At 69.5% G+C, this 11,578-nt stretch carries 9 protein-coding genes; 4 read left to right on the top strand and 5 right to left on the bottom strand.

The genetic code is table 11. The annotated features are described in order from the left end of the window. On the top strand, window positions 1-182 hold a 182-nt coding region (locus tag A5790_RS25975; RefSeq protein ID WP_197696768.1), incomplete at its 5' end, for a hypothetical protein. On the opposite strand, the gene A5790_RS11220 is transcribed toward A5790_RS25975, so the two are convergent. Together A5790_RS11220 and A5790_RS11225 are read right to left on the bottom strand one after the other, a co-directional pair. Then, window positions 156-2,567 carry a hypothetical protein gene (locus A5790_RS11220; RefSeq protein WP_066843676.1) on the bottom strand — a complete coding sequence of 804 codons (2,412 nt, stop codon included), beginning with the start codon at window positions 2,565-2,567 and terminating at the stop codon, window positions 156-158. The genes A5790_RS25975 and A5790_RS11220 overlap by 27 nt on opposite strands. Beyond that, window positions 2,564-3,457 (bottom strand): NUDIX hydrolase, encoded by an 894-nt coding sequence (locus A5790_RS11225; protein WP_082961681.1) that lies wholly within the window; start codon window positions 3,455-3,457, stop codon window positions 2,564-2,566. The genes A5790_RS11220 and A5790_RS11225 overlap by 4 nt, the downstream gene beginning before the upstream one ends. Before the next feature lie 176 nt (window positions 3,458-3,633). Here A5790_RS11225 and A5790_RS11230 point away from each other — a divergent pair, with 176 nt between their 5' ends. Together A5790_RS11230 and A5790_RS11235 are read left to right on the top strand one after the other, a co-directional pair. Then, window positions 3,634-5,076 carry a CCA tRNA nucleotidyltransferase gene (locus A5790_RS11230; protein ID WP_066843684.1) on the top strand — a complete coding sequence of 481 codons (1,443 nt, stop codon included), beginning with the start codon at window positions 3,634-3,636 and terminating at the stop codon, window positions 5,074-5,076. Window positions 5,077-5,201: 125 nt separating this feature from the next. Continuing rightward, the gene (locus A5790_RS11235; protein ID WP_066843693.1) at window positions 5,202-5,702 is read left to right on the top strand and encodes a pullulanase; all 501 of its coding nucleotides are present in this window, start codon (window positions 5,202-5,204) and stop codon (window positions 5,700-5,702) included. On the opposite strand, the gene A5790_RS11240 is transcribed toward A5790_RS11235, so the two are convergent. The 3 genes from A5790_RS11240 to A5790_RS11250 form a co-directional block, all read right to left on the bottom strand. After that, window positions 5,685-9,014 (bottom strand): AAA family ATPase, encoded by a 3,330-nt coding sequence (locus A5790_RS11240; protein WP_066843687.1) that lies wholly within the window; start codon window positions 9,012-9,014, stop codon window positions 5,685-5,687. The genes A5790_RS11235 and A5790_RS11240 overlap by 18 nt on opposite strands. Window positions 9,015-9,092: 78 nt before the next feature. Beyond that, entirely contained in the window at window positions 9,093-9,872 is a 780-nt protein-coding gene (locus tag A5790_RS11245) for a TIGR03084 family metal-binding protein (protein ID WP_066843696.1), read from the bottom strand. A gap of 10 nt (window positions 9,873-9,882) precedes the next feature. Further along, the gene (locus tag A5790_RS11250) at window positions 9,883-11,169 is read right to left on the bottom strand and encodes an MFS transporter (protein WP_066843690.1); all 1,287 of its coding nucleotides are present in this window, start codon (window positions 11,167-11,169) and stop codon (window positions 9,883-9,885) included. Window positions 11,170-11,280: 111 nt separating this feature from the next. Between A5790_RS11250 and A5790_RS11255 the strand changes: the two genes are divergently transcribed. Next, the coding region (locus tag A5790_RS11255; RefSeq protein WP_197696769.1) for a YqgE/AlgH family protein at window positions 11,281-11,578 on the top strand (298 nt) is incomplete at its 3' end.

Raw genomic sequence — 11,578 nt, forward strand, 5'->3', positions numbered from 1 at the left:
TCGGCGCCGCACTCACCAGCGCGTTCTCTGTGGCCTACCAGCTGCCTAACCTGATCGCGGCGCTCGTGCTCGAGGCGGGGGAGGGGGAGGTGTGTGACCGGGCCACGTTCGTGGCGGTGCCGGCGGATGGGGCCGAGGCGGCGGCCCGGGCGTGCTCACCCGGCACCGCCGCGGGTGCCTGAGCCTCGGCGTCCGGTCCGGCTCAGGGGTGCGTCGGTGTCGTCGTCGTAGTGCAGCGCGACCTCGAGGGGGTCGGGACGGTCGAGGTCGGCGGGATCGGGCTGTCCGCGGAACCGGTGCCAGAGCCGACGCCCGGCCAGCAGCACCAGCACGGCGCCCGCCGAGAGCGTGATGAAGAACAGCACCTTGCCGTAGGCGTTCGAGTGCACCGACAGCCGTACTGGTTCTCCGAGCGTCAGACCATTGACCGTGCGCAGCGCGACGTCGACGGCGACGCGCTGGGTGAAGTGCACCTCGATGGGGACCCGCAGCGGAAGGTAGCCCGGTGGCAGCACGATCTCGCCCATGTCGGTGACCGTCATCCCCGGGGGCGCGTCGACGTCGAGGCGGACCCGTATCGGAACCGGCAGGTCGTTGCGCAACGCCAGCGGAAGCGGGCTGCGTTCGGTCGCCAGCGTGTAGGCCCCGCCCGGGTTGACGATCGTGACCGCTCCGAAGATGTCGTCGACGGTGTGCCCGACCGTCGTGAGTCGTTGTTGCGCAAGGCCGTTGCGGGTGTCTGGCGGCACCGACTGGCTCAGTGCGCGCAGCATGTCCTCGCGCAGCGGGGCGGTGTAGCCGTATCCGGTCAGCCCCGTGCGTTCGTCGGTGGTCAGCGCCGCGGTCAGCCCCCACAGCCGCCCGGTGACCGCGGCGATGCCCGACACGACGGCGTCGTCGAACCGGGCGTCGGGGTCACCCAACTCGTCGCTGGGCAGCGGGGACATGTCGTCGGGCGGGACGGCGCTGCCTTCGCCGATCACCGCGGGCAGCGGCCGTGGCTCGGCGAGCCCGGCATTGATCGCCGTGGCGACCGCCCGGAACATCGCCCGGGCGTCGTCGGGGCCGATGCTCCACGCCATCGGCGGCATCAGAATCTGGGTCCGCGGGGAGACGTCGGGATTGAGGGCGCGCCACAGCATGGCGCCCAGCGCGTCCTGGCGCCGGGCCACCGCCGAATCGTGTTGCAGCGGGACGTCCAGCGACGGGTCCAAATATCCCGGCGCCACGGGATCGGTGCCCGCGCCGGCGAGCGCCGCGCCGACGGCCGGGTCGAACGGCGCCGCGACGACCTGTGGTGTGTAGCGGACCGGTTCGGTGTCGGCGACGCCGGAATCTGCGACGTCGGTGCCGTCGTCCGAGCCCGATTCGGCGGCCGCGAGGGCCACTGTCTGGCCGCCCAGGTCCGACAGCAGACGCACCGCGGGGCCGGTCAGCGGACCGTCGCCGACGAGGCTGGCGCCGCGCACCGAGGTGACGCCCAGGATCTGGTCGACGATGTCGCCCGCCGAGGTCGTCGCTATCCGGCTGAGCCCGGGGTCGCGGACGCGGCGCAGCGCGTCGAGGTCGGCCTGCGCGTAGATGGTGGAGGCGACGCACATGCCCGTCGCCAGGTTCTTGAGCCGGTTCAGCCACGCCACCGCCGCGTCCTGCCCGGTGCCGGGGCGAGTGGGGGTGCCGGGCCCCGCGTCGGGGCCGTTGTTGACGACGTAGCCGCCCGCCATCGCGTTGACGGTGACGAGCAGATCGGGGTCGACCGCCAGACATGTCGCGGCGCGCACCCGTCCGTCGGGATCGACCTGGGGGGTGGTCGCGAACTCGACGGCCGACAGCAGCGTGTCGAGGCGCCCGCCCGGTGCCAGGGAGGACGCCAGCTCATCGTCGATGAGCCGTACCGGGGTGGCGCCACCCGGTGCGCCCGCGGCCAGCCGCGGCCGGTCGGCGATCGGCCACAGCAGCGTCAACCGGACCGGCTTGGACGTGTCGGGCGCTGCGATCGCGGTGACCGCGTCACCCGAATCGGCGCCCGGGTCGGGTGGGACGCCGAGCACCGGCAGCAGGAAGCGGGCGTCGTCGAGACGGGCGGGCGCGCCGTAGTCGGGGGTGCCGTTGACGTTGACCATCACCGGGTACACACCCGGCTCGTCGATGCTGAGCGACGGCTGGTCGGCCGACCGCAGCGGATAGGACAGGGTGAACGGAACCTCTTGTCCGCGAGCGAGTTCGGGCGAGAGCGGGACGAACTCGCCGATCGGCTCGAACTGGTCGACGTCGCCGGTGAGGTTGGTGCGCAGGCCGGTCGACGTCCGCACCGCCGCGGCATCCTCCAACCGAACGACCACATCGCGCACCGGCCGGTCGCCGACGTTGAGGACGGCGCCGGCCACGGTGACCACCGGCTCGCTGGTGGTGGTCACCACGTCGGGGGTGACGCGGTCGACGCGGACCTGAAGGAACGGCGTCGAATCGGATTGGGCGGCGGCGGCCGGCGGTAGGACGAGCGGTAGGGCGCTCAGCGCCAGCACGATCAGCGCGGCCAGCGCGCGCGGCAGCGCTGCGGCGGTCACGAGCCCTGTCCGCAACCGTTCGTCCGGCGGCCGGGCTGCATCTTCCCCCACTCGTCGCCCTGCCCTTCGGGCGGGCGGTGCCCCCACCGCTCGGCCCCCGGGGACGGTTGGGCGCGTTCGTCGGGACGACGGTTGCGGGTGTGCGAGTGCGTCTGGGGGCGGCGCCGCGGCGACGAGCGGGGCAGCGGCGGCAGCGCGGACGGGCCATGGGCGTGCAGCTTGTCGATCAGCTCGCCCGCGACCTCGGCGAGGCGGCGTTCGTCGGCGTAGGCCAGCCGCTTGGGCAGCTCCTTGAGCGGCACCCACGCCACCTCGGTGACTTCGACGTCCTCGTCGGACAGTTCACCGCCGAGGAAACGCATCAGGTAGTGGTGCACGGTCTTGTGGACGCGGCGGCCCTCGGTGACGAACCAGTAGTCGATGCTGCCCAGCGCGGCGAGCACGCTGCCCTGCACACCGGTCTCCTCGGCGACCTCGCGGACGGCGGTCTGCTCGGCGGTCTCACCCATTTCGATATGGCCTTTGGGCAGCGACCACAACATGCGCCCGCGCCGGTCGATGCGGCCGATCAGCGCGGCGACCTGACTCTCCTTGGGGCCGTCGATACCGTCGATGACCAGGCCGCCCGCCGAGGTTTCGTGGACAGTGCGCAGCCGGTCGGGTGGCCGCCGCGGCCGAGACTTCTTGGACTGCCCACCCTTGGTGTCCTTGTTTCCGTCGACGGCGGCACCGTTCTTCGGTGCGGCGTTGGTCTGGCCGGCCGGGGGCTGCGGGATGGGGCGGCGGCGCTGCGCCGACGGGTCGGGCGCCGCCTCGGGCGGACCTGCCGCGCGTCGGCCACGACGTCGCCCTCGGCGCCGTCGGGGTTTGGCCTGTTCGCCGTCCGACACCCAAGCGATAGTAGCTGCCACGCATATTCGCCCCCGCCGCACTCACCGGTCGTGATAGAGCCGTTGCACATTTGTGTGGCTCCGCGGCCTAGGGGCCGCCTGACTGGGTTGGATCGTCCGGCTTCTCATCGCGGCCTGGGGGCCGCTTGATCGTCGCCTGACTAGGCTGTCCGAACGTGCCCGCCTCCTCCACCGACGCCGAACTCCTTGCCACCGCGCAAGTGGAGCTGAACCGCCACGGCGAGGTGCTGCGCGAACTCGGCCGGCTGTTCGCCGACGCCGGCCACGAGCTGTATCTCGTCGGCGGCAGCGTCCGTGACGCGCTGCTGGGCCGTGCGCTGACCGACCTCGACTTCACCACCGACGCCCGTCCCGAGCAGATGCAGAAATTGCTGCGGCCGTGGGCCGACTCGCTGTGGGACACCGGCATCGAATTCGGCACCCTCGGCGTCGGCAGGGGCGACAAGCGTCTCGAGATCACCACCTACCGCGCCGACACCTACGACCAGGTGTCCCGCAATCCGGAGGTGCGGTTCGGCGACAACCTCGACGACGACCTGGTGCGACGCGACTTCACCGCCAACGCGATGGCCGTGCGCATCACCGCCGACGGACCCGCCGATTTCCACGACCCACTCAACGGCCTGGCGGCGCTGCGCGCCAAGCTGCTCGACACCCCCGCCGCACCCGAGGTGTCCTTCGGCGACGACCCGCTGCGCATGCTGCGCGCCGCACGCTTCGTCTCGCAGCTGGAGTTCACCGTCGCGCCGCGCGTCATCAGCGCGCTGGTGGAGATGGCGCCGCAGCTGGGACGCATCACCGCCGAGCGGGTGGCCGCAGAACTGGACAAGCTGCTGCTCGGCGCCGATCCGGTCGCGGGCGTCGACCTGATGGTGCAGACCGGGCTGGGCGATGTGGTGCTGCCCGAGGTCGGCGCGATGCGAATGGCGATCGACGAACACCACCAGCACAAGGACGTCTACTGGCATTCGCTGACCGTCTTGCGGCAAGCGATCGCGCTCGAGGACGACGGACCCGACTTGGTGTTGCGCTGGGCGGCGCTGCTGCACGACATCGGCAAGCCCGCCACCCGCAAGCACGAACCCGACGGCGGGGTGAGCTTTCACCACCACGAGGTGGTCGGCGCGAAGATGGCGCGCAAACGATTGCGCGCGCTCAAGTACTCCAAGCAGATGGTCGACGACGTATCGCAGCTGGTGTACCTGCACCTGCGGTTTCACGGCTACGGCGGCGGCAAGTGGACGGATTCGGCGGTGCGCCGGTACGTGACCGACGCCGGTCCACTGCTGTCGCGGCTGCACAAGTTGGTACGCGCCGACTGCACCACGCGCAACAAGCGTCGCGCGGCCCGGCTCCAGGCCAACTACGACGACCTCGAGCAGCGGATCGCCGAACTCGCCGAGAAGGAGGACCTCGAGCGGGTGCGCCCCGATCTCGACGGCAACGAGATCATGGAGATCCTCGGCATCCCCGCCGGCCCCCAGGTCGGTCAGGCGTGGCAGTACCTCAAGGAGCTGCGCTTGGACCGCGGACCGCTGCCTCGCGACGAGGCCGTCGAGGAACTGCTGGCGTGGTGGAACGCCCGCGGCGGGCAGTAACGAGCCCGCTTCTTCGCCGAGCCCGACGTTTCGGTTGTCAGCGCGCGCGAATTCGACCATTGCGCCGGTCTCGAGCGAGGCGGAGGCGGGTGGAACCTGCGGCCGGAGCGGTGCGTCTCATAGTCATGGACTACTGCCTCGGTGACGGCGACGGCTCAGCGACGATCTGGTCCGCGACGCCCGACGTGGATGTCGACGGTGACGGCGTATTCGAAGCGGTCGGGCTCGACTTCGACGGCGACGGCATGCTCGACGACGCGATGGCCGACCTGGACGACGACGGTATCGCCGAGCGCCTCGTGCGCGACCACGCCGACGCCGCAACCCATTTCACCGACGACGGCACCGGAACCTGGACGCTCAGCGTCGAGCGCGGGCTGCGCTGGTTCGGCCTCGACGGGGTCGAGCAGTTCGGTGGGCCGACGGTCGACCTGGACGCCGACGGCCATGCCGACGACCGCCTGGTGGACGTCGACGCAGACGGGCTCGCCGACCGGGTGCTCGCCGGCGAGAACGCCTACGCAGACACCGATGCCGACGGCAAGTGGGACATCAAGCTGACCGACAGCAACGGCGACGGCCGGGCGGACTCGGCCGCAGAACTCTCATCACAAGCGTTCGAGTAGCTGCTTGGCGTCGCGCAGGTCGGCGGTGTCGAAGCCTTCAGTGAACCAGTTGTAGAGCGGCTCGAGAAGTTCGCGCGCATCGTCGTGTCGTCCGTCCGCCTCCCACATCCGGCTCAGACTGGTCGCCGCGCGCAACTCCCACGACTTGGCTTGCTGATCGCGTGCCACGGCGAGCGCCGCCTTGAAGCATCTCTCGGCAGCGGTGGCATCGGGATGCGCCCCTGCGCGCAGTAGTTCACCGCGGATGCGATGCACTTCCGCAGCGTAGAGGCGCTCGTCGTTGCGCCGTACCCATTCCTCGGCCTCGTCCAGGGCGGCCACACCCTTCTCGAATTCACCTGCAGCGCCGTAGGCTTCCGCCAACAGCGCCAGATACCAGGGCCACACCGCACCCATCCGCATCGCCCGACGGCGGTCCATCGCCTCGCGGATGTCGGCGATTCCCGCGGCCACTTCCCCCCGTCGCGCGCGTGCCCAACCGCGCGGAAGTAGACACCACAGCATCAACGCTTGCGACTGTTGGTTGGTGGAGACGCGCAGCGCCTCCTCGGCCAACTCATGCGCTGTTTCGGGTTCACGGCGAAGCTGTGCCAGCTTGGCGGCGAACAGGAGAGCGATGGCGATGCTGTACGGATGCTGGAGTTCCTCGCCATGAGCCACCGTTCGCTCGATGGCTTCGCTCGCTTGGGCCGGATACCCAAGCACCCAGCTGGACAGCGAGTCGAGGTACCCGCACACGATTCCGGGGTTCTGGTTGTAGGCGGCGATACCGGCCAGGTGCTGATCGGGGTTGTAGTACTCCAGGCCTCTACGGCTGTGGACACGAACGTCCACGACGTCACCCTGCCACCATGCGGAGTAGGCCACCATCCAATGGGCAGCCGCCAAGGCAAGCGCATCGCCGTGCGGCTCAGCCACTTCCAGGAACTCCCGGGATATCCGGCGCGCTTCGGGAAGCTGCCCGCGGAGAATCCTGGCGTAAGCCAAGCCGGAGAGCGCGGGGAAAGACGCTGCGGTATTGCCCAGCTGGCGTGCCAACTCGTATGCACGAGCGTGCACATGTTCCACCGAATGGGGACCGGTCAGGATGCTCTGCGCAGGACCCAACACCTGCTGGAGCGACAGTTCGACGGCGGCTCGCCGGGGCGTGTCGGGAAGCGTGGCAACCAACTGCAGTCCACGGTTGGCGTGGTTCACCGCCTCCTGGCTGGCATGGCGGCCGAGTGCCAGTTTGGCCGCCGCCAGCCAGTAGGGAACGGCTTGTTCGGTCAGTCCGGCCTCGGTGTAGTGCCGAGCGAGCAACTCGGGCTGCGTCTCGATGATCTCTGGGAAGGCCGATTCGATTGCGGCGGCGATCCGTTGGTGGTACTGCTGCCGCGCGCCCTTCAACAGCGACTGGTAGGCCGCATCCTGAACGAGTGCGTGCTTGAACCGGTATGTCGCCTGCGGGGGAGCGCCCTGTTGGTAGAGGAATTCGGCAGCGACCAATTGCGCTAGACCCGCTTGTAGAAGGTGTTCGGGCCACGGGGATACCGCCCGCAGCAGGGTGTAGCTGAACTCGCGGCCGATCACCGCGCCGAACTGCGCCAAGGACTTGGTGGCCGAGAGCCGATCCAGGCGCGCCATCAATGAGTCGTGCAGGGTGTTGGGCACCGCTAACGGTGCGACCGGACCGGCCAACTCGAACCGGTCCGCGCGCTCGGTGAGCAGACCCGACTCGAGCACCGTCTTGGTGAGCTCCTCGACGAACAGCGGGACCCCATCGGTCTTCGCCGCCACATCGGCGACGATTTCGCGGGGTAGGGGCTTTCCGCCGGCCACTCGACCGATCATCTCGACAGCTTCGTCGGCGCCCAAGCGAGCGAGATCGATGCGAGTCATGTTCGGGTGATCGGTCCAGGGATCACGAAACTCGGGACGACAGGTGAACACCGCGAGCACTCGGACATCGGAGATCTGGTCGACGAACGTCCTCAAGAAGTCGACAGTCGTCGGATCAACCCAATGCAGGTCCTCGACGACGAAGAGCACCGGTTGCCTGGCGGCGCGGCGACGAAGAATCGACTGAAGCGCCAGCATCGTCTGCTGCTTCTGTTGATCGGGCGGAAGATCGGGGAATGCCGCGTCCTCGGGCGGTGGAATGGAGAGCATCGCGCACAGGTGGGGGAGGGCATCGTCGAGCGGTAAGCCGCTTGCGTTGAAGAACGTTTCGAGCTTGTGGCGTTTTTCGTCGACGGTCTCGGGCCGCTCGAAGCGAAGCACCACCCGTTCGAAGAGATCGATGAAGGGATAGAACGCGGTGTCCCGGTGATAGGGCGATCCCTGGCACGCGGTCACCCAGGCCTGTTGGTCGGCGGCCCTCTGGGTGAGCGCACGGACCAACCGCGACTTGCCGATACCCGGCTCTCCATTGATCAACACAACGTGGCCACTGCCGAGACAAGTTGCAGCCCAACGCCCTTCGAGCAGACTCACTTCGGCGTCCCGTCCGACCATCGGTGTCAGTTCCGTTGCGGCGACCGCCTCGAGCCTTGTGCGGGCGCTTGTTTCGTGGAGGACGTGGTAAATCTCCAGTGGCGTCGCCACGCCTTTGAGAGCGGGCGTTCCGAGGGGTCGGCAGGTGAAGTAGCCGCCGACGAGGTCGTGAGTCAAGGGACCGATCACCAGCGTGTTCGGCTCGGCCACGCCCTGCAGCCGGGCCGCGATGTTGGGGGTATCGCCGAGTGCCATCAGTTCGTGTCGGTCCTTTCCGACCACTTCGCCGACTACGACGAGACCGGTATGGCAGCCGAGACGGATCGCCAACTCGACGCCGTGACGGCTCCGGAGCCCGGTGTTGAGCGAAGCGACCGCCTCGACCATCCCCAGACCGGCCCGCACCGCCCGCTGCGCATCGTCCTCGTGGGCCTGTGGGTAGCCGAAGAAGACCAGCAGGCCGTCGCCGAGATACTGCGCGATGTGACCGTCGAATCGGTCGATCACGGTGCCGCACGCGCCGTAGTACTCGCGCATTACGTCACGGAGATCTTCGGGATCCAACCGACGCGACAGCGGTGTGGAGTCGACGAGGTCACAGAACAACACCGTCAGTTGTCGCCGTTCCGCGTCCGCGGGAGCCTCGTCGTCACCCCGCCAGACGAGGCCCTGCCCGTCAGCGCTGACCCGGTCGGTGTAGGCGTAGTGAAGTTCGGCGCGCAGCGACTCGAGCCGTTCGTCGTCCAGTCCGTACTGCTCCCGAAGTGCGCGATAGGAGACGCGCCCGCGTTCTCGAAGAAGTTCGAGCACGTCGTCGAGCAGCGCGTAGAAATCCATGACCGTCCCCCGGGTCGGGCACCTCAATCGTGCGGCGACAGCAGGGCGAATGGAGTGACTTCGACAAAAACGGGGCGACTAGCTGCCGCGGCCGCTACCGGGAGGGCCGGCGAACGCCTGCGCGATGCCCAGCCACTCATCGGCGTCATCGCCGACTGCGCGCACATCGAGTTCCGAGCGCGGGCGCCGCTGGGTCACCAGCATGCAGAAGTCCTCCGCCGCACCGGTGACCCGCTGGGTCGCGTCCTCCGGTCCCCACGACCACGTCGACCCGTCCGGGGCGCGCAACTCGACGCGGAACGATTCGGCAGGCGGCTGACGGCCGTTGACCGCGAAGGCGAAGTCGCGGGTACGCACGCCGATGTGGGCGATCGAGCGCAACCGCGCCGTGGGCGGCCTGCGCACACCGAGGGCGTCGGCGACGTCGAGTCCGTGCGCCCACGTCTCCATCAGCCGCGCGGTCGCCATCGACGCGGCGCTCATCGGCGGACCGAACCAGGGCAGCTTGCGGCCCTCGGCGACGGTCAGCAGCTCGTCGTGCAACCGGGACCGGGTCGTGCGCCACTCTTCGAGCAGGTCCGCTGGCGGCATGGCGGCCAACTCCTCGGCGCCTGCGTCGACGAAGCCGGTCGGGTTCTTGCCCGCCTCGTCGAGCAGGTCGGCGAACGCGGCCTCGTCGGTGACGGCGGTCAACGCGACACGGTCGGTCCACAGCAGATGCGCGATCTGGTGAGCGATCGTCCAGCCTTCTGCCGGAGTGGGTTCGGCCCACCGCGCGGCGGGAAGATCGGCCACGAGGCCGTCGAGTTCGTCGCTCTCGGCGCGCAGGTCGGCCACCATCGGCGCGGCACCAGCCATGCCGGTCACCTTAACCCGGGGTCGGAGCCGCTCGTCTCGCGATCGCCGCGTGCGCGGCCAGACCGGCGAGGTATACGCCGACGCCGGCCAACGCCAGCGCGGGTTGGTGTCCGTCCGCAGGAATCACGCTCGCCGTCAACGCGATCGCACCGATGAATGCCATCCAGAACAGCGAGTCCTGCACGGTGAAAACGTGGCCGCGCAGGCCGTCGTCGACGTCGAGTTGCATGGCGTTGTCCGCGCACAGCTTGACCACCTGACCGGCCATGCCGAGCAGGAACCCGCACACCACCATCATCGCCAGCTGCAGCCCGGACCCGGCCAGCTGGACCAGCGCAGCGATCGCCAACGCGCCGTTGGCCGTGGCGTACCGGCCCCAGCGGCGCACCGCCACGGGCATGATCGCGGCGGCGATGAAGGCCCCGGCGCCGGTCGCCGCGACGAACAGCACCGCGGTGCCCAGCCCGGCGACCTGTTGAGTGTCGGTGTGGCGCACCATCACCAGCACCAGCAGGCTGTTGATCCCGAACACCATCCGATGCGCAGCCAGCCCGGTCAGCGTGGCGGCCACCGCGGGCACCGCGATCACGGTTTTCACGCCGTGCACCCAGCCGGTGGCGACCGCGTAGAGCACCGAGCCGTGTGCGGCCCGCGCACTGTCGTCGGGCCCCAGCATCCGCGGCGGGAAACGCCACGCCAGCCACAGTCCCAGCGCCACCGGGGCGGCCACGATCAAGATGATGACCGCGGCGCCTGCGTCGTCGGCGCCGAACAGCCAACGGGGCAGCAGCATGAAGTTGGCTCCGAGGAACGCGGCCGCGGCGCCGGTCGCGATCGCAACCGAGTTCATCGCCACCACTTGTTCTCTGGGCACCACGTGCGGCAGCGCCGCCGACAAGCCCGACGACACGAAGCGGGTGAACCCGTTGACGATCAGCGCGCAGCACAGGATCGCCAGGTCGCCCGCGCCGGATTCGAGCAGCTGCGCGACGGCCAGCACCAACACCAGGCGGCCGGCGTTCGCCGCGACCAGCACCAGCCGACGATCCCAGCGGTCGAGCAGCGCGCCGGCGAACGGGCCGAGCAGCGAGTAGGGCAGGAACAGCACCGCGAACGCGCCGGCGATCGCCCACGGTTCTGCGGCGCGCTGCGGATTGAACAAAATCGCGCCCGCCAACCCTGCCGCGAACAGGCCGTCGCCGAACTGACTCACCAGCCGCAGTTCCAGCAGACGCCGAAACTCGGGCAGGCTGCGCACCGACCGCCAGACGGCGACGGGCGCGCGGAAATCGGGCACGGGAGATCACGTTCTCAGAAGCGGCGGATCGGACCGCATCCACAGTACAAATATCGCGGCGGCGTCGCGCTTGTCCGCCACGACAGGGGTTGCCGGTGCCATGATGGACGGGTGGCGCAGTCAGAGGACCCGGAGGATTTCATCGCCCCTGCCGCGCCTCGAGTGCGGGCGGGGACGTTGCTTCTCGCCAACACCGACCTGCTGGAGCCGACGTTCCGCCGCAGCGTCATCTACGTCGTCGAGCACAACGACGGCGGCACGCTCGGCGTCGTCCTGAACCGGGCGAGCGAGACCGCGGTCTACAACGTGTTGCCCCAGTGGGCCAAGCTCGCCGCCAAACCGAAGACGATGTTCATCGGCGGACCGGTCAAACGCGATGCGGCGCTGTGCCTGGCGACGCTGCGCGCCG

This window comes from Mycobacterium sp. 852002-51152_SCH6134967 (assembly GCF_001667105.1).
GTDB lineage: Bacteria > Actinomycetota > Actinomycetes > Mycobacteriales > Mycobacteriaceae > Mycobacterium > Mycobacterium neumannii_A.